Source organism: Streptomyces sp. 1114.5 (genome assembly GCF_003635085.1).
Lineage (GTDB): Bacteria > Actinomycetota > Actinomycetes > Streptomycetales > Streptomycetaceae > Kitasatospora.
Window position 1 is genome coordinate 456,555 of the sequence record NZ_RBXE01000002.1, and the last position, 21,761, is coordinate 478,315.

Sequence of the window (21,761 nt, forward strand, 5' to 3'; positions counted from 1 at the left end):
GCAGCATGGTGACATGACCATCGGAACCGGCACCGCCGGCCCCACCGCCTCCGGTCCCGCCCGGCCGTCCGGCTCCGCCGAGCCGACCGGCCCGGCCGGCGCCGCGGCCGCCGTCGCGCTGCCCCCGCGCGCCGAACGGGCCGAGCGCGCCGACGCCGCCGCCGCCCGGCTGCGCACCGCCGCGGTCGAGGCGGTGGCCGTCACCTGGGTGGACAACGCGGGCGTCACCCGGGTCAAGGCCGTACCGCTGGCCGGCCTGCAGCACGCCGCGCAGTGGGGCGTCGGCACCGCGCCCTGCTTCGACGTCTTCCTCGCCGACGACGCGATCACCACCAGCCCGATCATCGGCGGCCCCACCGGGGACCTCAGGCTCTACCCCGACCTGGAGCGGGTCGTCCCGCTGGCCGGCCAGCCCGGCTGGGCCTGGGCCCCGGGGGACAGGTACACCCAGACCGGCGCCCCGCACCCGGGCTGCCAGCGGCTGTTCGCCCGCCGGATGGAGGCCGCGGCGGCCGGGCGCGGGCTGAGCCTCAAGGCCGGCATCGAGGTCGAGTGGGTGGTCGCCCTGGCCGGCACCCCGCAGGAGGAGCCGCAGTACCCCACGCACGGCCCCGCGTACGGGATGCACCGGCTCACCGACCTCTCCGACTACCTGCGGGACGTCCTGCGCGCCCTCGGCGAGCAGGGATTGGCCGTCCTGCAGATCCACCCCGAGTACTCCCCGGGCCAATTCGAGGTCTCGGTCGCCCCCGAGGGCCCGGTCGGCGCCGCGGACACCTCCGTCCTGGTCCGGCACACCATCCGGGCCGTGTCCGCCCGGCACGGCCTGCGGGTCTCCTTCGCGCCGTTGGTCGAGCCGGGCGCGGTCGGCAACGGCGGCCACCTGCACCTCAGCCTCTGGCGCGGCGAGCGCAACCTCGGCCACGGCGGCCCCGGGCCGCACGGCCTGACGGCCGAGGCCGAGGGCTTCCTCGCCGGCGTCCTGGAGGCGCTGCCCGAGCTCCTGGTGCTGGGCTGTTCCAGCCCGGCCGGGTACCTGCGGCTGGTGCCCTCGCACTGGGCCGGCGCCTACCAGTGCTGGGGCCTGGAGAACCGCGAGGCCGCGCTGCGCCTGGTGACGGGGTCCACCGGGGAGCGGGCCGCCGCCGCCAACGCCGAGGTCAAGTGCTTCGACGCCAGCGCCAATCCGTACCTCGCGGTCGGTGCGGTGATCGCGGCCGGTCTCGCCGGGCTGGACCAACGCCGGGCGCTGCCACCGGAGTTCACCGGGGATCCGGCGGCCGCCGAGCCCGGCACGGTGCCCCGGCTGCCGGAGGGCCCGGCCGAGGCGCTGGCCGCGTACGAGCGCTCGGCGGTGCTGCGCGAGGCGCTGGGCGAGCCGCTGTACCAGGCGGTGCTGGCGGTGCGCCGAGCGGAGGGCGAGCAGTTCGCCGCGGCCACGCCCGAGGAGGCGGTCGCGGCGGCACGCTGGCGGTACTGACCGGTGGCCGGGCCGCAGTTCGCACCGTCCGCAGGGGCGCTCGCGCTGGTCGACCACCACTGCCACAGCGTGGTGGCGGCCGAGTTGGCCGACGACGCCCTGGCCGGGCTGCTCACCGAGTCCGACCGACCGCCCGCGCCCGGCTGTTCGCCCTTCGACAGCGCGCTGGGCCTCGCCGTACGGCGCTGGTGCCCGCCGGTGCTCGGCCTGCCCGCGCACGCCCCGGCCGCCGACTACCTGGCCCGGCGGCGGGAGTTGGGCGCCGCCGAGGCGACGGCCCGGTTGCTCGCCGCGGCCGGGCTGGACACCTGCCTGGTGGACACCGGCCTGACGGCCGCCGCGGGGCTGCCGCTGCTGCCGCTCGGCGAACTGGCCGAGGCCGCGGGCGCCTCGGTGCGCGAGGTGGTCCGGCTGGAGACGGTCGCCGAGCGGGTGACGGCCGGCGCCGAGGACTGGCCGCGGGCGGTGGCCGAGGCACTGGCGGAGGCCGCCGGCGGGGCCGTCGCGGTCAAGTCGGTGCTCGCCTACCGGCACGGCCTGGCCGCCCCGGCCGAACGGCCCGCCCGCTCGGCCGTGGTGGCCGCGGCCGGCGCCCGGCTGCGCGGCGGGCCTGAGCGGCTGACCGACCCGGTCCTGCTGCACCACCTGCTCTGGACGGCCGTGGACGTCTGCGCAGAGCTGGGCCTGCCGCTCCAGCTCCACACCGGCTTCGGCGATCCGGACCTCACCCTGCACCGGGCCGACCCCTCCCTGCTGGCGGACTTCGTGCGCGCCGCCGAGCCCAGCGGCGTCCCGCTGGTGCTGCTGCACTGCTACCCGTACCACCGGCAGGCCGCCTGGCTGGCCCAGGCCTTCCCGACGGTCCACACCGACCTCGGATTGACGGCCTCCTACACCGGCCCGCAAGTCGCGGCGGTGCTGGGCGAGATGCTGGAACTGGCACCGTTCGGAAAATTGCTGTTCTCCACCGACGCTTACGGGCTACCCGAACTTTTCTTGGTGGGCACCTGTCAGTTCCGGTACGGACTCGGCGCGTTGCTGGATCGTTGGCAGGCGGACAGTGCGTGTTCCGCAGCCGACGCCGAGCGACTGACCCGGCTGATCGCCGCCGACAACGCCCGCCGGCTGTACGCGTTGTAGCTGCACCGCGGTGGTGCGGCCCGGCGCCCGATCGCCGTTTCCACGTGCACGGCCGCACGTCGGCAAAGCATCACTTTTTAACAATCTTGGCCCTGTTTCCCTTGTTCACCTGCCGACTTCTCGGCTTCGTTGCCGATCCAGGGCTGATCTAGTTGTGACGATTAGATGACTACCTCTTGCGCATCTCATCGAATATTCATTAACGTCCCGGTCATTCTCAGTGCACCTGCCAACCGCAGCTGCCGCATGACGACTCGGGAGGGCCAACCCCAATGAGAGTTCCTCGGATCAGCCGGACCCGGTACGCGGCGGTGGGCCTCGTGCTCGCCACCGCCGGCGCCGTCGCGCTCCCGGCCGGCAACGCCGTGGCGGCCCCCTCCGCCGACCCGACGACCGGTCCGCTGCTCAGCTACGTCGTCAACACCAAGGCCAACCACGGCCAGGTGCAGAAGGTCGAGCAGGCCGTCAAGGGCCTCGGCGGGACGGTCGTCTACTCCTACGACCAGATCGGCGTCGTCATCGCGCGCTCGACGGACACCAAGTTCGCCGAGAAGCTGCGCCTGGCCAAGGGCGTCGAGTCCGTCGGTGCCAGCCGCACCAAGGGCATCACGGCCGCCGACCAGCAGCAGGCCGAGGTCGCCGCCGAGCCCACCGCCGCGCCGGCCCCCGGCGAGGAGCCGTACGAGGCCAACCAGTGGGACATGCGCCAGATCGGTGTCGACAAGGCGCACAAGATCTCGCTCGGCAGCCGCAACGTCACCGTCGGCGTGCTGGACTCCGGCATCGACGCCACCCACGAGGACCTGGCCGCCAACGTGGACGCCTCGCAGTCGGTCTCCTGCATCGACGGCGGCAAGCCGAACACCGACTGGCAGGCCTGGCAGCCGGGCAAGGACGGTGCCCACGGCACCCACGTGGCCGGCACCATCGCCGCCGCCAAGAACGGCAAGGGCATCGTCGGCATCGCCCCGAACGTCAAGCTGGCCGCGGTCCGGGTCGTGGACGACGGCGGGTTCATCTACCCGGAGTACGCGATCTGCGGCTTCGTGTGGGCCGGTGAGCACCAGTTCAAGGTGACGAACAACAGCTACTACATCGACCCGTGGATGTTCAACTGCCCGAACGACAAGGACCAGGCCGCGATCACCGCCGCCGTCCGCAAGGCCGTCGCGTTCTCGCAGCGCAAGGGCGTCCTCAACGTCGCCGCCGCGGGCAACGAGAACATCGACCTGGCGCACAAGACCACTGACGTCTCCAGCCCGGACGACACCACCCCCGGCACCCGCCCGGTCACCAACGACTGCCTGTCGCTCCCGACCGAGCTGCCGGGCGTCGTCGTGGTCTCCTCGGTCGGCGTCAACGGCGAGAAGTCGTACTACTCCAGCTACGGCAAGGGCGTCGTGACCGTCGCCGCGCCGGGTGGCGACAAGCGCTACCAGATCCCGAACACCCCGGACAAGGACGGCCGCATCCTGTCCACCATCCCCGGTGGCAAGTACGGCTACATGCAGGGCACCTCGATGGCCTCGCCGCACACCACCGGCGTGCTCGCCCTGCTCGCCAGCACCTTCCCGTGGGCCAGCCCCGACGAGCTGACCGAGATGCTCACCAACCAGGCCGAGTCCCACGCCTGCCCGACCGGGGAGTTCAACCCGGGCGGCGTCGGCCAGTGGAAGGCCACCTGTGAGGGCGGCGCGGACGACAACGGCTTCTACGGCGCCGGCATCATCAACGCCGAGAAGGCGGTCCAGTGGTGGCGCTGACGTGCTGACCGCGGCGACACCTGATCGCTGAGCCGGGGAGCGGGGCCACCGGGCCCCGCTCCCCGGTCGCGTTTGAGTACCCGTACTCAGGCCGCCGCCGCGCCCGCCGCACAGGATGGATCCGTCACCACCGGAGCCACCACAGGAGTCGATCGGCATGGCGCAGTACCTTCCCGGCGAGCGGGCCCTCCCCGGCCGACCGGCCACCCCCGGCCGGCGGAACCGGATCGCCCTGGCCCTGGGCGTGGGTCAACTGCTGCTCGCCGCACCGATGCTCGCCCAGGTCCTGACCGGCGGCCTGGTGGTCGCGGTGATGGGCCTGGCCGCCGGAGGTCCGGCCGTCGCGGTGCTGCCCCTGGTCCTGCTGCTCACCGGCGGCCCGCTGCTCGGGTTGGGCGCCGCGGCCCTGGTCGCCCGGGTGCGGGGGCTGCCCGGGTCCGTGAGGTTCGCCGTGCTCGCCTCCGGCCTGCTGCTCGGCACCGCCGTCGAATACCTCGGCTGGGTCCGCCCCGCGATCGGCTGACGGCCTACGCCACCGGAGGCCCTAGTCCTCGTCGAAGTGATGGTCCCACGCCGTCTCCACCGACGGCTTGCCGTGCAGGTCCGGTACGTCCCGCAGCCAGGCCGGCCGCCCGGCCCGGGTCCGGGCCGCCCGCCGGCGCTCGGCCTCGCGCAGCTGCTCGGGCGTGGCGAAGCCCTCCGGCAGCCACTCCTCGGAGAGCACCGCCCGGGCGGCCAGGTGGGCGACGTACGCGTGCCGGACGGCGTCCACCGAGTCGAAGCCGGGCTCGCCGGCCAGCCACTCGTCCGGGACGAGCGCCAGCACCTCCTCCAGCAGCAGCACCGTGACCAGTGGGCCGAGCTCCTCGTCGGCCAGCCGGACGTCCGGGGCCGAGCCGCCGAGCGCGTGCGCGCTGAGGTCGTAGCGCTTGCCGACCGCCGCCTCGGCGCCCGCCCAGCGGTGGTGGAAGATCAGCGCGGCGCCGTTGTCGATCAGCCAGAGCCGCCCGTGCCAGACCACCAGGTTGGGGTTGTGTACGGTGCGGTCGACGTTGCCGGTGAGCGCGTCCAGCCAGACCACCCGGCCCGCCTCGACGGAGTCCACCGGGACGAGCCCGGGCCGGTAGTCCGCCGCCCCGGGCAACAGGTCCATGCCGAGGTTGAGGCCGGCGCTGGCCTTGAGCATGTCCTGGATCTCGGTGTCCGGCTCGTCCGCGGCGACGGCCGGGTCGAAGTCCACCAGCCGCAGCTCCGGCACCCGCAGCCCCAGCCGCCGGGCCAGCTCGCCCACGATCACCTCGGCGATCAGCGCCTTGCGGCCCTGGGCGGCCCCGGTGAACTTGACCACGTACGTTCCCAGGTCGTCGGTCTCCACTACACCGGGCACCGAGCCACCGGCCCGCAGGGGGTCGACGTAGCGCACCGCAGTCACCAGATCGAGCACACCGGCCACCCTAATTCGTTGATAGCGGATCGGTGCAGCCAGGGGGCTGTTGTCGGTTCGTTCGAATGCCGTGGTCGTGACGCCTGTGGCCACCCGGGCCGGTGATGCCTTGGGATAGATCGGCGCGCGGCCTCGGCATTCGCGGTGGTGGCGGCCGTGTGGGTGCCGGACGGATGCCTTTCCCAAGCCGGGCCGTCGAGGTCTCTCACGAGAGCGGCGGCGTCCGGTGTCTTCCTGGCCGCCACCACCGTCAGCACCGCGCTCTTGATCACTCGTTGGTGTTGGTGGTGCGAGCCCGCCACACGGTGACCCCTCGAATTGCCCGAGCCGCCTGAGCTCCCGCAACAGACCGGGGCCCGTGGGGTGCGCTGGTGCCACGAACGGCTAGTGAGGTGGCGGACCGGCCGGACGGCCGAGTCCTGGAATTAGGTCGCTGCGTGGCCCGCATGCGCTCGCAACCAGCGCAAACACCGCGCCCCGGGGAGGAAAGACAAGTTGATCTACTGCGGCATCGACTGGGCCGAGCGGACGCACGACGTCGCCTTGGTCGACGACACCGGCCAGTTGCTCGCCAAGCGCCACATCACCGACGACGCAGCCGGTTACAAGCTACTGCTGGACCTGCTCGCCGAGTACGGCGACACCGAAGAGACCCCGATCCCGGTCGCGATCGAAACCTCCCGCGGGCTGCTGGTCGCCGTCCTGCGGACCGGCAGGCGCAAGGTCTTCGCGATCAACCCGATGGCCGCCGCCCGCTACCGCGACCGCCACGCCGTCTCCCGCAAGAAGTCCGACCCCGGCGACGCCCTGGTCCTGGCCAACATCCTGCGCACCGACATGCACGCCCACCGACCCCTGCCCGACGACAGCGACCTGGCCCGCGCCGTCGCCGTCCTCGCCCGCGCCCAGCAGGACGCGGTCTGGAACAAGCAGCAGATGTCCAACCAGCTCCGCTCCCCCCCCTGCGCGAGTACTACCCGGCCGCCCTGGCCGCCTTCGAGCCGTGGAAGAACGGCCTGTGCCGCCCCGAGGCCCGCGAGATCCTCAAGCTCGCCCCCACCCCGGCCAAGGCCGCCCGACTGACCCGCACCCAGCTCGCCGCCGCCCTCAAACGGGCCGGCCGCAAGCGCGGCATCGACACCGAGGTCGACCGGCTGCGCGAAGTCTTCCGAGCCGATTGGGCCCACCAGCCCCCGCTGGTCGAGGACGCCCTCGGCCGACAGATGCTCGCCCTCCTGAGCCAGCTCACGGCGGCCTGCACCGCCGCCGACGACCTCGCCCAGGCCGTCGAGGAGGTCTTCCCGCAGCACCCGGACGCCGAGATTATCTGCAGCTTCCCCGGCCTCGGCGCCCAGCTCGGCGCCCGGGTCCTGGCCGAGATCGGCGACGACCGCGAGCGTTTCGCGGACGCCCGCGGTCTCAAGGCGTATGCGGGGGCCTCCCCGGTCACCCGGGCCTCCGGCAAGAAGTCCAGCATCACCCGGCGGTGGGTGAAGAACGACCGGCTCAACCACGCCGGCTACCTCTGGGCCTTCTCCGCCATCACCGCCTCACCCGGCGCGAAAGCCCACTACCGGCGCCGCCGCGACGACCACGGCGACTGGCACGCTTCCGCCCAGCGGAACCTCTTCAACCGCATGCTTGGCCAGCTCTACCACTGCCTCAAGAGCCGCCGACTTTTCGACGAGCAACAGGCTTTCCCCGCACCACTTGCGGCAGCCGCTTGAGGCACTCAGCGCCCGCAATCGGCGCTCCACTCGTAGACACCCGGGGCCGTCTCGACGACCTCAACGGGCCACGTCCGGCGGACCTGTTCCAGGCGTTCGTGGTGGTCGCTGATCCAGTTCTCCTCCGGGCGAGCCCCGATCATGGTGATCAGGCGGTCCGGATCGTCGACCGTGATCGAGAGCCAACCGTCCTCGTGCAGGTGGAACCCGAGCGTCAGCCCGCGGTCACCGCCGATGCTGGCGTCCCGCCCAAGAGCCAGGGCGGAAAGCTCCTGCTGCCATGCGTCCAGGTCGTGCGGGGAGAGGAAGACGTCCAACCGGGCGTCGACGAAGCTCGCGGACGCGAAAACATCCGCACGCAGGATGTCGTGGAACATCGGGTCACCAGACTTGAAGCGCCCGGTGACCCGCACGATGCAGCGGTTCCCGTCCTCGTCGGCGAGGTCAATCAGGTCCACCGGGACAGGGTCGGTCATCTCGTCGTCGCTCACTCTCGTCGTCCGTCTCGCCCTGCATCCTCTCGTGTCGCGGGATGAGCGCAGCAGCTGGCCCTAGCGAGACCATCCTGTTCGAAAGACCGCCCGGGCCTCGGCCCCGACTTGACGCCTTCGCGCCGTGAGGTGTCTATCCCGCCGCGTCACGGGCGTGACCCTGTGATTGGCTTGCCGGTGAGAGCGCGACCCACCACACGAGGAGAGCAAGGTCATGGGACAGGTGCAGGCCACCACCGAGCGGGTCTACGATGCCGCCCCCGAGCGGGTCTACGAGGCGCTGGCCGACTACCAGGTGACCCGCCCGAAGCTGCTGCCCGCGCAGTACAGCGAGTACGAGGTCCGGGTCGGCGGCACCGGCGCGGGCACCCAGGTGCACTGGAAGCTGCAGGCCACCGAGAAGCGGGTGCGCGACTGCCTGTTCACCGTCTCGGCGCCCACGCCCGACCGGCTGGTGGAGAAGGACGCCAACTCCAGCATGGTGATCACCTGGACGGTCTCGGCCGTCGGCGAGGGCCGCTCCAAGGTCACGGTGACCGCCACCTGGCAGGGCGCCACCGGCATCGGCGGCTTCTTCGAGCGCACCTTCGCCCCCAAGGGCCTGAACCGGATCCATGACCAGGTGCTGGCCAACCTGGCCGCCGAGGTCCGCTGAGGTCCGCTGAGGCCTACCGAGGTCCGCCGAGGCACGCCGGCAGCGGAACCGGAGGCACCGGCACCGCGCGATTCGAGCCGTCCGTTCTTCAACACGCTTGAATCGCCCGGGAATTCGAATGGCTCGGGCGCCCGTACGAGCAGCAAGCCGTACGGGTGGCCGAACCGCCACCTGCGGGTGACGAGGGCCGCCCGGCACGGGGGAGCCACCCTAGGCTCGCCGCCGTGCATATGACGATCCTTCACATTTCCCAACCGGTGGACGGCGGCGTCGCCCGCGTCGTCACCGACCTGGTCCGGGGGCAGCGCGAGGCCGGCCACCGGGTGCTGGTCGCCTGTCCGCGCGGCGGCCGGCTCGCCGAGGAGGCCGCCGCGGTGGGTGCCCTGGTCCAGGACTGGCCGGCCGGGCGCTCGCCCGGCGCGGGCACCGCCGCCGAGGCCTGGCGGCTGCGCCGGATCGTCCGGGCGGCCGCGCCCGACGTGGTCCACCTGCACAGCGCCAAGGCCGGGCTGGCCGGCCGGCTGGCCGTGCGCGGCGCGGTGCCGACCGTCTTCCAGCCGCACGCCTGGTCCTTCGCCGCCGTCGACGGCGCGCTGGCCGCCGCCACCCTGCGCTGGGAGCGCTTCGCCAGCCGCTGGGCGCACCGGCTGCTCTGCGTCAGCGTCCAGGAGCGGGCCGACGGCGTGGCCGCCGGGGTGCACGCCGACTGGGCCGTGGTGCCCAACGGCGTGGACGTCCGGCACTACGCGCCCGCCGACCGTCGGGCCGCCCGGATCGCGCTGGGCCTGGACCTGGACGCCCCGGTGGCGGTCTGCGTCGGGCGGCTCTGCCGGCAGAAGGGCCAGGACGTGCTGCTGGCCGCCTGGCCGGAGGTGCTGCGCCGGGTGCCGCAGGCCCGGCTGGCGCTGGTCGGCGGCGGGCCGGAGGAGCAGCGGCTGGCGGAATTGGTCCGCGGGACCGCCGAGCCCTCCCGGGTCCGGCTGGTCGGGGACGTGGCGGATCCGCGCCCGTGGCTGGCGGCGGCCGACCTGGTGGTGCTGCCCTCGCGCTGGGAGGGGATGGCGCTGGCCCCGCTGGAGGCGATGGCGGCCGCCCGTCCGGTGCTGCTGACCGACGTGCCGGGTGCGCGGGAGTGCCTGCCGCCGGGGGAGCGGGAGCACGCGGTGATCCCGCCCGAGGATGCGTCGGCCCTCGCCACCCGAATGGCCGAGGCGCTGTCCGATCCGATCGAGTGCGAGCGACGCGGCGCACGGCTGCGCGACCACGTCGTGGCCCGCCATGACGTGCGCACCGTGGTCGAACAGGTGGACGTCCTCTACCGCCATCTGCTGGGCGCCGGACCGGCCGCGGGGCGCCGCCGAGCCCGTGTCCCACAGCGGATCTGATCGTTTCACATGCCGTGAATGCCCGCCGTTCCGGCGCTGTCGTATTCGCACCCTCAACCGGATATGGGGCGAGGCGTCAAATCCGAAATACCTATTAATGGGCGGCTGGAATGAAACGGCAAGTCACCTTCCAGCCGGTGCTGCCCGGTTCTGTATTGTCGGATTTTGCCTGCTTCGTTCAGATTTCATTCCGGGAATTCACGGCTGAGCCCCTCGCAACCGAGTCCCTGGCGACCGGTCCCGTCGCGATCGGCCCCGCCGCGGGACATCCGAACGCCGCCAGCGGCAGCAGGTGCTGTCAGGACCGCGCCCGCCGGGCCGGGACGGCAGCCCCGCGCCAACCGGTGCCGGGGCACCGTCACCCCGGGCACACAGCAGGGGAGATCGTGCGCTGATGACCATTGACCACGACAGTGTGCCGCGAGCGGGCGGGCTCCTGTCCGGCCCCCGAAGGCCCGGCACCGGGCTGCTCGACCGTCCGACGGGGACGACGCGCGAACGCGCCGTCCCGGCACCGCGCCGCCACCGCGGGGCGGTCCGCAGCCGGCTGGCCCTGCCGCTCGCCCTGGTCCAGGCCGACATCATCGCGCTGTGCTCCGCCACCGGCATCGCCAACCGGGCCGTCGACCCGGCCGCCCCGCTCGACCCCCTGCTCGGCGTCCCCGCCGTCCTGCCCCTGCTGCTCCTGCTCAACCTCGCCGGCGGCCTCTACCGCTCCCGGCTCACCCTGTCCGTCCTGGACGAACTGCCCGCGCTGGCCGCCCGGGCGGTGGTCGCCGCCGCCTTCGCCGTCACCCTGTCCGGCTGCCTGAGCGGCCGCTGGCCCGACTGCGGCCCGGCCGACCCGGGCCGCCTCACCGCCCTGCTCGGCGCCCAACTGCTGATCGCCGGCATCGGCCGCGCGATCCTCTACCACATGGTCCGGCGGATCCGCCGCAGCCGCCCCAGCCCCGTCCTGGTGCTCGGCGCCGGCCGGCTCGGCCGCCGGATCGCCGCCGCCCTCGGCGAGCACGGCGAGTACGGGATGCGCCCGGTCGGTTTCCTCGACACCAACCCCCAACTGCCCTCCGACGGCACCGGCCTGCCGGTCCTCGGCGGCAGCGAGGTGCTGGAGCGCGAGGTGCGCCGGCACCGGGTCCAACACGTGATCGCCACCGCCGGCGCCACCGACGAGGCCGAGACCGCCACCGCCCTGCGCGAGGCCGCCCGGCTCGGCTGCCAGGTCTGGCTGGTACCGGCCCTACGCGAGTACGGCTCGCTGCCCGCCACCCCGATCGCCGGCGCCGACCACCTGTGGGGCTTCCCCTGCCTGCGGGTCGGCCGCCCCGCGATGCGCCGCCCCGGCTGGGCCGCCAAGCGCGCCCTGGACATCACCGCCGCCACGATCGGCCTGCTGCTGCTCGCCCCCGTCCTGGTGCTCTGCGCCCTCGCCGTCCGCTTCGACACCGGCCCCGGCGTCCTCTTCCGCCAGCAGCGCACCGGACTGGACGGCAAGGTCTTCACCGTCCTCAAGTTCCGCACCCTGCGCCCCAGCAACGAGCACGAATCGGCGACCCGCTGGAACATCGCCCAGGACCACCGGATGGGCGCCGTCGGCCGGCTGATGCGCAAGAGCTCGCTGGACGAGCTGCCGCAGCTGTGGAACGTCCTGCGCGGCGACATGAGCCTGGTCGGTCCGCGCCCCGAACGCCCGTACTTCGTCATGCGGTTCGGCCAGGCCTACCCCGAGTACGCCGACCGCCACCGCGTCCCGGTCGGCCTCACCGGCCTCGCCCAGGTCAACGGCCTGCGCGGGGACACCTCCATCGAGGACCGGGCCCGGTTCGACAACCGCTACATCGAGAGCTGGAGCCTCTGGCAGGACGTCAAGATCCTGTGCCGCACCGCGGCCATGATGCTCCACCCGGACGGGAGCTGACCGCGTGGCCCTGACCCTCACGGCCCTTCCCCGTCCCTCCTTACGGCGCGCCCTGCCCGCCCTCGTGGACCGGCCCAGCCTGCTGGCCGCGGCCACCGTCCTGCTGGTCTGCGTGCCCACCGGGGAGAAGGACGTCGCCGCGGCCGTCCACATCACCGCCGCCGACCTCGCCTCGCTGGGCCTCGTCGCCCTCACCGCGCTGAACCTGCTGCGCGGGCGGCTGCCCGCCGTCGACCGGACCACCTGCCTGCTGTTCGGCGGGATCGTGGTTGCCGCCGCCGTCGCCACCGTCGGCTCGATCGACCCGGCCACCAGCGTCACCGGCTTCGTCCGGCTGACCCAGGTCTTCGTCCTGGTGCCCGCCGGGGTGCTCTGCGCGCTGCGCGACCGCACCGACCAGCGCCTGGTCCTCGGCTCCTTCGTGCTCGCCGCACTGATCCAGGGCGTGGTCGGCGCGAACCAGTACCTCACCCGCACCGGCGCCTCCTACACCGGCCAGCCGATCCGCGCCGTCGGCACCTTCGGCGCGCTCGACATCATGGCGATGTCCACGGTGGTCAGCTACGGGCTGCTCGCCGCCCTCGCGCTCGCGCTGGGGGCCCGCGAGCCGGACGGCAACGTGCGGCTGCGGCGGCGGGCGATGTTCGCCGCCGCGGCCTTCCTCGCCTTCCCGCTCGCCGTCTCCTTCAGCCGCGGCAGCTGGATCGCCACCGCTCTTGCCGCCACCGTGCTGCTGCTGCGCGCCGACGCCCGGCTCGCCGTCCGCAGCGCCGTCCTCGGCCTGGCCGCCGCGGTCGTCCTGGTCGGCGGCCTCGGCCTCGGCGGCTCCGGCGTCACCCAGCGGCTCAGCTCGATCGGCTCCGTCTCCGCCGCCCCCGACCAGTCCGTCTCCGACCGCTACGACCTGTGGGCCACCGCCGGGCGGATCTGGCAGGACCACCCGGTGCACGGCGCCGGCCCCAAGGCCTTCCAGCAGCTGCGCGACAGCCACGCCCCGCTGCGGCTGTCCTCCGGCAGCGACGCCGCCGACGCCACCATCGGCTTCCAGCGCGAACCGCTGCTCTCCCCGCACAACATGTACTTCCTGGTCCTCAGCGAGCAGGGCCTGATCGGCATCGTCGCGTACGCCGCGCTCTTCCTCGTCCTCCTGATCGGCTGCCTGCGCCGCTCCCGCGGCCCCGGCCTCGCGGCGCTCGCCCTGCTCACCTGGGTACTGGTCGACTTCCTGTACGCCGACATCGGCGGCACCACCACCGTGCTGACCTCCGTCGTCCTCGGCCTTGCCGCCCGCGCCGCCGCCGGGGAGCCGGGACCCGGGGGCCGCGGGACCGAGCGCCCCGGAGGCGAGGGGGCGATGACGCCGTGAACACCGACCAGCCGGCCGCCCTGGCCCCCGCCCTCCCGGCCCCGCGCAGCGCCCCCGCCGCGCAGCCGGCCCCGGGTGCGGACCCGCCGCCCCGGCGCGGCTTCCTCGCCAAGGCCTTCGGCATCACCGCCGTGCTCAGCGCCGCCGGCTCCGGCCTCGGCCTGCTGCGCGACCTCCTGCTGGCCCGCTACTTCGGGGCCAACCAGGGCACCGACGCCTTCCTGGTCGCCTGGACCGTCCCCGAGACGGCCGCACCACTGCTGATCGAGGACGCCATGTCCTTCCTCATGGTGCCCGCCTTCGCCCTCGCCCTGGTGCTGCGCGAGGAGGACCCGGACGCGCCCGACCCGGTCCGCCAGCTGGTCCGCGCCACCATGCCCTGGCTGCTGATCGCACTCAGCGCCCTCGCCCTGGCCGCCGCCGTCGGCGCCCCGCAGCTGGTCGACCTGCTCGCCCCCGGCCTGCCCGACCCGGGCCTGGCCGTCACCTGCACCCGGATCACCGCGATCACCGTGCTGCCCTTCGGCGTGGCCGGCTACCTGGCCGCCGCGCTGCGCGCCCACCACCGCTTCACCGCCCCGGCCGGCATCTACGTCGTCTACAACCTCGGCATCCTCGCCGTCCTGCTCGGCTTCCACGCCGCACTCGGCGTGAGCTCCGCCGCCCTCGGCGTCGCGGCGGGCAGCCTGCTGATGGCCGGTCTGCTGGTCGGCCCGTTCCTGCGCGGGCTGCGCCGGGGCCCGTCCGGCGCCGGGCGCGGCCGCCGCTCCCGGCAGGCGCTGGTGCTGATGCCGCTGGCCCTGCTGCCGGTGGGCGCCTTCACCCTGACCCGCCAGTCGCAGGTCTTCGTCGAGCGCTACCTCGGCTCGGCGCTGCCGCCCGGCACCATCTCGCACCTCAACTACGCCGCCAAGGTCTCCCAACTCGCCATGACGGCAGGCATCCTGATCTGCACCGTCACCTTCCCGCTGGTCGCCCGGGCGCTCGCCGCCGGGGACCTCACCGCCGCCCGCGACCGGGTGGAGAAGGACCTCGGCCAGGCGGCGGCCGTCGTCCTGCTCGGCACCGCCTTCCTGATGACCTGCGCGCCCTCCGTGGTCTCGCTGCTGTTCGAGCGCGGGGCCTTCGGTCCGCACGACACCGCTGCCACCGCCGACGTCATCCGGGTGTACAGCTTCGGCCTGCCCGCCCAGGCACTGATCGGCGTGATGATCCGCCCGTACTTCTCGCTGCGCCCGGTGGTCCGCCGAGCCGACGACCCGGCCACCGAGGACGGCGGGCGCAGACTGCTGGACTGGTACCCGGCCGCGGCCATGGTGCTCGGCCTCGGCGTCACCGTCGCCACCGGCCTGCTCGCCACGTCCCGCTTCGGCGCCCTGGGGCTCGCCGCCGGCAACGCCGCCGGCATCACCACCACCGCCGCGCTGCTGCTGCGCGGCCTGGTGCTGCGCGGCATCCCGCTGCGGCTGCGCCGGGTGCTCGGCGGCCACGGCCGGCTGGTGGCCGCCGCCGCCGGGGCCACCGTGCTCGGCACCGCGGCCGCCGGACTGGCCGCCGACCCGCTGCTCTCGACCCTCCTCGGGGGCCTCACCGTGGCGCTGGCCTTCGCCGCGCTCGGCACCGGCCTCGGAGCCCGCGAGGTGCGCGGTCCGGTCCTCGCCGCCGCCCGGGCCGTGGGGCCGGTCCGGACTCCGCCGGCCGGCGCCGGGCCCACCGCCGCCGCGCCAACCGTCGCCGAAGAAGGGAAGCGTCCCGATGGACAATGAACGGGGAACCGTCCGTTCGGCCCGGAAGGGCGTCGGCAGCGTCCCGCCGTACCGGGCACGACTGCCCAGGAGCCGTCACCCGGTCGGCGAACCGCCGAACCCGGGCTCCGCCTCGCCGTGGATCCTGATGTACCACTCGGTGGCGGTCGAGAAGGAGGACCCGTACCGGCTCACCGTCAGCCCCGAGCGGTTCGCCGAGCAGATCGCCTGGCTGCACCGGAGCGGCCGGCGCGGCGTCTCCGTCCGCGAGCTGATGCGGGCTCGCGCGCTCGGCCGGGACGACCGGCTGGTCGGCCTCACCTTCGACGACGGCTACGCCGACTTCGCCCGGTACGCCGTGCCGATCCTCCAGGCGTACGGCTTCACCGCCACCGCGTACGTGGTCGCCGATCTGCTCGGGCGGGACAACGACTGGGACGCCGAGGGCCCGCGCAAGAAGCTGCTCACCGTCCAGGAGGTCACCGAACTCGCCGCCGCCGGCTGGGAGATCGGCTCGCACGGCCTCGGCCACCAGGCGCTGCCCGGCCTGCCGGCCGAAGCCCTGGCGGTGCAGGCCCGGGAGAGCCGGCGCCTGCTGGAGGAGGTCGTCGGCGGCCCGGTCACCGGCTTCTGCTACCCGTACGGCGCCGTCGACCTGCCCGCCACCCAGGCCATCCGGGACGCCGGCTACGACTACGCCTGCGCCATCGCGCACTCCCCGCTCACCGGCCGCTTCGCCCTGCCCCGCTGCTACGTCGGCGACCGCGACGGCGCCTGGCGGCTGCGCGCCAAGAAGGGCCGGCTCCGGCTTCGCGACGCCGTCACCGAACTGCGCCGCGCCCGCACCGCCCGAGACGCGGGCGAGCGTCGTGGAGGCGAGCGGGCGAAGACGGACCGCCCCGAGCCGAAGGGGAACGTCGGCAGCGGGTCCGAGCGTCGTGGAGGCGAGCGGGCGAAGACGGAGCGCCGGTCATGAAGGTGCTGCACATCGTCACCGGGCTCGCCTCCGGCGGCGCGGAGCGCCAACTCCAGTTGCTGATCCGGCACTTGCCCGCGCACCAGCAGTGCGAGGTGCTGGCCCTGACCAACCCCGGCACGGTCGCCGCGGCCCTGCGTGCCGAGGGCGTGACCGTCCACCACCTCGACATGCGCGGCAACCGGGACCTCGGCGCCCTGCCCCGGCTGGTCCGGCTGGTCCGGGTCGGCCGTTACGACCTGGTGCACACCCACCTCTACCGGGCCCAGCTGTACGGCCGGCTGGCCGCGCGGCTGGCCGGGGTGCGCGCGGTGGTCTCCACCGAGCACTCGCTGCACGCCGGGGTGATCGAGGGCCGTCCGGTGACCCGGGGCGTCAAGGGCCTCTACCTGGCGGCCGAACGGCTCGGCAGCACCACCGTCGCGGTCTCCCGCCAGGTCGCCCAGACGCTGCGCTCCTGGGGCGTCCCGTCGGCCCGGATCGAGCTGATCCCCAACGGCATCGACACCGGCCGCTACCGCCTCCCGCCGGTCGAGCGGGCCGCCGCGCGCCGTCGGCTGCGGGCCGAACTCGGCCTGCCGCAGGGGAGTTGGGTGGTCGGCGGGGTCGGCCGGCTGGTCCCCGGCAAGCGCTTCGAGGTGCTGGTCGAGGCGCTGGCCGAGCTCGACCCGGCGACCCGGCTGGTGCTGGTCGGCGAGGGCCCGGCGCGCACCGCATTGGAGCGCCGGGCCGACGAGCTCGGTGTCCGGGAGCGGCTGTTGCTCACCGGCGAGCGCGACGACGTACCGGAGTTGCTGACCGCGCTGGACGTGCTGGCCGCGCCTTCCACCGCGGAGACCTTCGGCCTCGGCGTCCTGGAGGGCCTGGCGGCCGGGCTGCCGGTGCGGCACAGCGCCTGCCCGGCGCTCGACGAACTGCCGCCCAGCGCCGCACCGCAGGCCCGCCGCATCCCCTCCGAGCCCGCCGCCTACGCCGCTGCGCTGCGCGACCTGCGGCACCTGAGCGAGCACATCGCCGACCCGCTGCCGCACCCCCCGGCCGTCGGCCACTACGACATCGCCCGGGTCGCCGCCGACCTGGGCGCCCTCTACGACCGGCTGGCCCGCGTCTGACCGCCCGCCACCGCCGGAACCGCCGTCCCATCCCCAAGGAGCCACAGCCATGACCACACCGCGCCGAACCGCTCGCCGCCTGGCCCGCCGCTGGTGGCCGGTGGCGCTCGCGGTGCCGCTGGGCGCCGCGGCCGGCGCCGGGTACGCCGTCGTCTCGCACCCCTCGTACGCCGCCAGCGCCTACGTCCTGGTGGTCCCGCAGAACCCGGGCGAGGCCGCGACCGCGACCAACTTCGCCCAGGCGTACGGACGGTTGGCGGGCCAGCCGCAGGTGCTCGCGGTGGCGGCCGGCGAGACCGGCCACACCCGGGCCGAGCTGGAGTCCCTGGTGCACGGGACGACCTCCCCGGACGCTCCGATGATCGAGATCACCGGCACCGGGACGAGCGGACAGGAGGCCGCCCGGACCGCCGACGCGGTGGCCGACTCGCTCGTCGCCTTCGCCAACACCAGCAGCAGGGACACCAACGTCCGGCTGGTGACGCTGGCCCCGGCCGCCGCGCCGGACAAGCCGACCACGCCCTCCGGGAAGCTGGACGTCGCGGTCGGCGGCGCGGCCGGGCTGCTGCTCGGCGCGCTGGTGATGATGACCCGTCGGCGGGGCGGGGCCGGGGCGCCGGAGGCCGCCGAGGGCACCGGGAGCGCGGACGCCGTTGCGGAGCCGACCGAGGCTCCCGTGACGCCGCGCCCGCGCAGCGAAGAGCAGCCGGCCGAGGCCGAGGCCAAAGCCGACGCCAAGGGCACGGCGGTCGCGGCGCCGGTCAAGGAGAAGGCCGTGGCCCGGAGCGGACGATGAGCACCGAGACCCGCGGCGCGGGACTGCCGGCCCAGGCCGCGGCGCCCTCCTGGACCACCGAGCTGCGCCGCGAGGACGACGCCCTGGACAGCCTCGCCGAGGAGTGGGACGCCCTGGCCGCCCGCTGCCGGACGGCCACCTTCTTCCAGGCCGCCGCCTGGCAGCGCTCTTGGTGGCGGCAGTACGGCCGCCCCGGTGCCCTGCTCGTGGTGCTGGTGCGCCGGGACGGCCGGCTGGTCGGCGCGGGCGCCTTCATGCGCCGCGGCGGCCCGCTCGGCGGTCTGACCGGCCTCGGCGCCGGGCTGGTCGACTACTCCGACGTGCTGCTCGACGACGACTGCGCCGACCGGGCCGCCGCCGAATTCGCCGCCGCGCTCCCGCTGAACCGCCCCTGGCACTCGCTGGAGCTGCGCGAGGTGCACCCCGAGGCCGCGGTGCAGCGGGTGTACGAGCACTGGCGGGGCAGTCGCCGCCGCTTCCAGGACTCGCTCTGCCAGTACCTGCCCGCCGTCCCGATGGAGCGGCTGCTCAAGCGGTTGCCCGGCAAGACCGCCCAGCGCAGCCGAGTGAAGCTGCGCAAGATCGCCGAGGCCGGGATCCAGGTCCGCTCGACGCCGCCGGCCGAGGTGGCGGAGGCGCTGGAAGGGCTGCTGCGGCTGCACTACCTGCAGTGGCAGGAGCGCGGCGTCACCCCCGAGCACCGCACCGCGCGCTTCGCCCGGCACCTGACCGAGTCCACCACGGGGCTGGTCGCCGCCGGCAAGGCCGCCGTCCACCAGTTCCACCTGGACGGGGAGCTGGTCGCGGTGAACCTGCTGCTGCTCTGCCCGTCCTTCGGCGGGCTGTACCTGTACGGCGCGCATCCGGTGCTGCGCGAGCGGCTGGACATCGCCGGGCTGCTGTTCGGCGCGGCGTTGGAGGAGACGGTCGGCGCGGGCATCCCGGTGCTCGGGCTGCTGCGCGGCCAGGAACCGTACAAGCAGCGCTGGCGGCCGGACCGGCTGCCCAATCAGCGGTTGCTGCTCGGCCCGGCGGGGGCGGCGCCGGTGGCGGCCGTCCGGGCCGGGGCGGTGCGGGTGCGGCAGCAGGCGGCGCACCAGCTGCGCACCCGCTTCCCGCGGCTCAAGGAGGCGCTGCTGGCCTGCCGCCGCGGCTGACCGCTCACCGCCGCGCCGGCGTCGAGGTCGGCGTCGAGGTCGTCACCGGGCTCGCGGTCGGGCTCGGCGTGGCCGGCGACGGGCTCGGCCGGGCGGGGAGGCTCGGGGTGGCGGGCGCGGTGGGCACCGCCGGGGCGGTGGGGGCCGGGGGCGTGGTCGGCACCGCCGTCGGCGCCCCCTTCGAGCCGGACATCAGCTGCTTGAACCGCGCCGCCGAGCGCGGGTTGCGGGAGCACTGGAAGAAGCCGTGCGGGCAGTAGTCGGTCACGGTCTGGTAGGCGGTGTCGTGGGTGCGCATCCACTCGACCATCCGCTGCACGAACTCGGGGTTGTCGCCGTTGCGGAACAGCCCCCACTCCGGGTACGAGACCTGCTTGCCGCGCTTGGCGGCGAACTCCACCTGGTCCTGCAGGCCGTACGGCTCGCGGACGTAGTCGTCGAAGGTGCCCCCGGCGGGCTGGTCGTAGCTGTCCATGCCGATGATGTCGACCACGTCGTCGCCGGGGTAGCACTTGGTCCAGGGGATCGCGTCCAGGCCTCGGTTGGGGGCGAAGTCGAAGCGGAAGCGCTGCCCGGGCACCGAGCGCATCACGCCGACGATCCGCCGCCAGTACGACTTCCAGGCGGAGGGGTCGGGCTTGCAGCGGTGGGTGTAGGTGGTGCCGTTCATCTCCCAGCCGAGGGTCAGTACGGTGTCCGCGCCGCCCAGCGCGACCAGCCGCCGGGCGAGCTTGAGGAAGTGCCCGTCGAAGTCGCCGCGCGCGCCCTGGGCGAGCAGCTTGGCCACCTCGCCGTCGGGCACGTTCGCCTCGTTGGGCACCAGCATCGGCACGCCGAGCACGAGCAGCCGGGAGGGGTCCGCCAGCCGCCACTGGGACCACATGCCGAGGACCACCGGCTCGCCCTCGATGTCGGCCCAGCCGTTGCCCGCCAGGTAGGTGTGGCCGACCTGCAGGTTCGCGTTGCCCAGCCACTGCGCGTACCGGCCGATCTGCGGGATGTAGTTGTCCCAGGAGCCGACGAAGGCGCCGAAGGGCGGCTCGTGCCGGGGCCGCTGCACCGGTGGGCGGGGAGCGGCGCCGCGGGGTTCGAAGGCGTCCGAGGAGAGGCTGTGCCGTTCGGTCTGGCTGAACGGCGTCCCGGCCGGGACGCTGGCGGTGGCCATCAGCAGCAGGGCGGCGGCGGCCAGCGTCAGACGGCCGATTCGCATGGTCTCTCCTCCGGACGTCGCGGGGGTGGGGCGCCCGGTCTCGGCGTGGACGGACCGTGGCGCCCCGGTCGCCGAGAGTAGGTCTGCCGGGGGACGAAAAAGCCGAATGTCACCCTAAAGTGGGCGGTATTCGAACGCCGTCTGCCGCATCGGCGGCCGCTGCACCGCCATGTATCAGCTCTGTAACGGTCCGGCCGGGCCCGCGCGGGCCGCTCCGGCGCGCCCCGAGAAGCGGCCCGGGCGCCGACGACGCAGGTGGGCGGGCGGACGAACGGGCGGGTCGGACGGGCCCGGGCCGCCGACCGCGGAGCCGGGCGGGGGAGTGAACCGAGCTGACTCGCGTGCCCGCTGAAAGGTACGCTCCGGCCGTGTCCCGGAAGCCGCTGCGTGTACTGACCCCCCGCTCGATCCTGCCTGCCCTGGCGGTGATGCTGGTCCTTGCGGCCGGAGCGGCGGCACACGCGAACAAGCCGGTGCCGTTCGGCGACCGGGTGGCCGGGCCGGGCGCGGAGGCCACGCCGGTGAACTCGGAGTCGCTCAGCGCGGCCGACCTGGACCTGCGGGTGGGCCCGGGCCTGGAGGCCTTCCACAAGCAGACCGGCGAGCAGGCCTGGTCCTACCGGCGCGAGGGCGCCGAGGCGCTCTACCTGGCGATGGCCGGGGACAACGCGATCGTGGTCTGGGACGACGGCCTGGTCACCTCGGTGCGCCCCGGCGACCACGAGGTGCGCTGGCACCGCGCGGTGCCCGGCCTGGCGGACTGGCTGCGCGGCGACGGCGAGCCCGGCGCCGACAAGCGGACCGACGTCCAGCGCAAGCAGCTCGCCAAGCAACGGGCCGCGGCCGCGCTGCACACCGTCCAGCGGGACGGCTCGCCCTGGCTGGCCCTGGTGACGCCCAACCTGACCATGGGCCTGCGCGACGCCGACGGCGACCTGCGCTACAACGACAAGCCGTCCAACGGCTGCGTCTACGACCCGCTGCGCGCCGTGCACACCGACTACGCGGTGCTCATCCCGCGCACCTGCAGCAACAGCAGCGGGCAGGCCGTCTCCGGCGGCATCACCGGCTACCGGCTGGACAGCAACGGCTGGGCGACGAGCACCGGCCCGACCGCGACGGTCAAGGTGCTGGACCGCAGCCGGGTGGAGATCACCGACGGCCCGATCGTCCCGCCCCGGGTGTTCGACACCAGGGCGGCCGCGCCCGAGACGCCCTGCGGCAGCCTGGACGCGCCGTTCGCCGCGGTCCGTCCGCAGGGCGGCTGCGCGGACCCGGCGGTGACCCCGACCGTGGACGCCCCGCCGGCTCCGGTCGCTCCGGTGGCCCCGGCCGGGTCGGACGCCCCGACGGCCCCCACGGGGGACCAGCCGGACGCGCAGCAGCAGTGACCGGC

17 protein-coding genes and 1 pseudogene are annotated in these 21,761 nt (G+C 74.4%); 15 read left to right on the top strand and 3 right to left on the bottom strand.

The genetic code is table 11. The annotated features are described in order from the left end of the window. The first annotated feature begins 13 nt into the window (after positions 1 to 13). From BX285_RS25490 to BX285_RS25505, 4 genes are all read left to right on the top strand, one after another. A complete protein-coding gene (locus BX285_RS25490) occupies positions 14 to 1,480 on the top strand; it encodes a glutamine synthetase family protein (RefSeq protein ID WP_121178285.1) in 1,467 nt (488 codons plus the stop codon). 3 nt (positions 1,481 to 1,483) lie between these two features. Then, positions 1,484 to 2,620 (top strand): amidohydrolase family protein, encoded by a 1,137-nt coding sequence (locus tag BX285_RS25495; protein ID WP_220783973.1) that lies wholly within the window; start codon positions 1,484 to 1,486, stop codon positions 2,618 to 2,620. Between the two features lie 272 nt (positions 2,621 to 2,892). Then, positions 2,893 to 4,383, top strand: coding sequence for a S8 family serine peptidase (locus BX285_RS25500; protein WP_097235765.1), 1,491 nt, complete (start codon positions 2,893 to 2,895; stop codon positions 4,381 to 4,383). A gap of 157 nt (positions 4,384 to 4,540) precedes the next feature. After that, on the top strand, positions 4,541 to 4,906 hold the full coding sequence (locus tag BX285_RS25505; protein ID WP_097235764.1) for a hypothetical protein: 366 nt from the start codon (positions 4,541 to 4,543) through the stop codon (positions 4,904 to 4,906). Positions 4,907 to 4,927: 21 nt separating this feature from the next. Here the strand turns inward: BX285_RS25505 and BX285_RS25510 are convergent, their stop codons facing one another. Continuing rightward, entirely contained in the window at positions 4,928 to 5,827 is a 900-nt protein-coding gene (locus BX285_RS25510) for a HipA family kinase (RefSeq protein WP_121179010.1), read from the bottom strand. Between the two features lie 495 nt (positions 5,828 to 6,322). Here BX285_RS25510 and BX285_RS25515 point away from each other — a divergent pair. After that, positions 6,323 to 7,554 (top strand): annotated as a pseudogene (locus BX285_RS25515) (IS110 family transposase). A 5-nt stretch (positions 7,555 to 7,559) separates the two neighbouring features. Here BX285_RS25515 and BX285_RS25520 read toward each other — a convergent pair. Then, positions 7,560 to 8,045 (bottom strand): DUF5959 family protein, encoded by a 486-nt coding sequence (locus BX285_RS25520; RefSeq protein ID WP_121178287.1) that lies wholly within the window; start codon positions 8,043 to 8,045, stop codon positions 7,560 to 7,562. A gap of 214 nt (positions 8,046 to 8,259) precedes the next feature. Between BX285_RS25520 and BX285_RS25525 the strand changes: the two genes are divergently transcribed. The 9 genes from BX285_RS25525 to BX285_RS25565 all read left to right on the top strand — a co-directional run bounded on the left by BX285_RS25525 (position 8,260) and on the right by BX285_RS25565 (position 19,155). Continuing rightward, on the top strand, positions 8,260 to 8,700 hold the full coding sequence (locus BX285_RS25525; RefSeq protein WP_097235762.1) for an SRPBCC family protein: 441 nt from the start codon (positions 8,260 to 8,262) through the stop codon (positions 8,698 to 8,700). A gap of 230 nt (positions 8,701 to 8,930) precedes the next feature. After that, positions 8,931 to 10,085, top strand: a complete 1,155-nt coding sequence (locus tag BX285_RS25530) for a glycosyltransferase (RefSeq protein WP_097235761.1) — start codon at positions 8,931 to 8,933, stop codon at positions 10,083 to 10,085. Between the two features lie 394 nt (positions 10,086 to 10,479). Next, entirely contained in the window at positions 10,480 to 12,003 is a 1,524-nt protein-coding gene (locus BX285_RS25535) for a sugar transferase (RefSeq protein WP_121178289.1), read from the top strand. Between the two features lie 4 nt (positions 12,004 to 12,007). After that, complete coding sequence (locus tag BX285_RS25540; RefSeq protein ID WP_121178291.1) at positions 12,008 to 13,369, top strand: O-antigen ligase; 1,362 nt, start codon at positions 12,008 to 12,010, stop codon at positions 13,367 to 13,369. Beyond that, positions 13,366 to 15,135, top strand: coding sequence for a lipid II flippase MurJ (locus BX285_RS25545; protein WP_183107221.1), 1,770 nt, complete (start codon positions 13,366 to 13,368; stop codon positions 15,133 to 15,135). The genes BX285_RS25540 and BX285_RS25545 overlap by 4 nt, the downstream gene beginning before the upstream one ends. After that, a complete protein-coding gene (locus BX285_RS25550) occupies positions 15,125 to 16,090 on the top strand; it encodes a polysaccharide deacetylase family protein (RefSeq protein WP_121178292.1) in 966 nt (321 codons plus the stop codon). The genes BX285_RS25545 and BX285_RS25550 overlap by 11 nt, the downstream gene beginning before the upstream one ends. Next, positions 16,087 to 17,202, top strand: a complete 1,116-nt coding sequence (locus BX285_RS25555) for a glycosyltransferase (RefSeq protein WP_121178294.1) — start codon at positions 16,087 to 16,089, stop codon at positions 17,200 to 17,202. The genes BX285_RS25550 and BX285_RS25555 overlap by 4 nt, the downstream gene beginning before the upstream one ends. A gap of 49 nt (positions 17,203 to 17,251) precedes the next feature. Beyond that, positions 17,252 to 17,998 (top strand): Wzz/FepE/Etk N-terminal domain-containing protein, encoded by a 747-nt coding sequence (locus tag BX285_RS25560; RefSeq protein WP_121178296.1) that lies wholly within the window; start codon positions 17,252 to 17,254, stop codon positions 17,996 to 17,998. After that, positions 17,995 to 19,155: a GNAT family N-acetyltransferase gene (locus tag BX285_RS25565; protein WP_121178298.1), complete on the top strand. Its 1,161-nt coding sequence runs from the start codon at positions 17,995 to 17,997 to the stop codon at positions 19,153 to 19,155. Before BX285_RS25560 ends, BX285_RS25565 begins: the two co-directional genes overlap by 4 nt. A gap of 4 nt (positions 19,156 to 19,159) precedes the next feature. On the opposite strand, the gene BX285_RS25570 is transcribed toward BX285_RS25565, so the two are convergent. After that, positions 19,160 to 20,365: a glycoside hydrolase family 26 protein gene (locus tag BX285_RS25570; RefSeq protein WP_121178300.1), complete on the bottom strand. Its 1,206-nt coding sequence runs from the start codon at positions 20,363 to 20,365 to the stop codon at positions 19,160 to 19,162. A gap of 368 nt (positions 20,366 to 20,733) precedes the next feature. Between BX285_RS25570 and BX285_RS25575 the strand changes: the two genes are divergently transcribed. Then, complete coding sequence (locus BX285_RS25575; protein ID WP_097235754.1) at positions 20,734 to 21,756, top strand: hypothetical protein; 1,023 nt, start codon at positions 20,734 to 20,736, stop codon at positions 21,754 to 21,756. Positions 21,757 to 21,761: the final 5 nt, after the last annotated feature.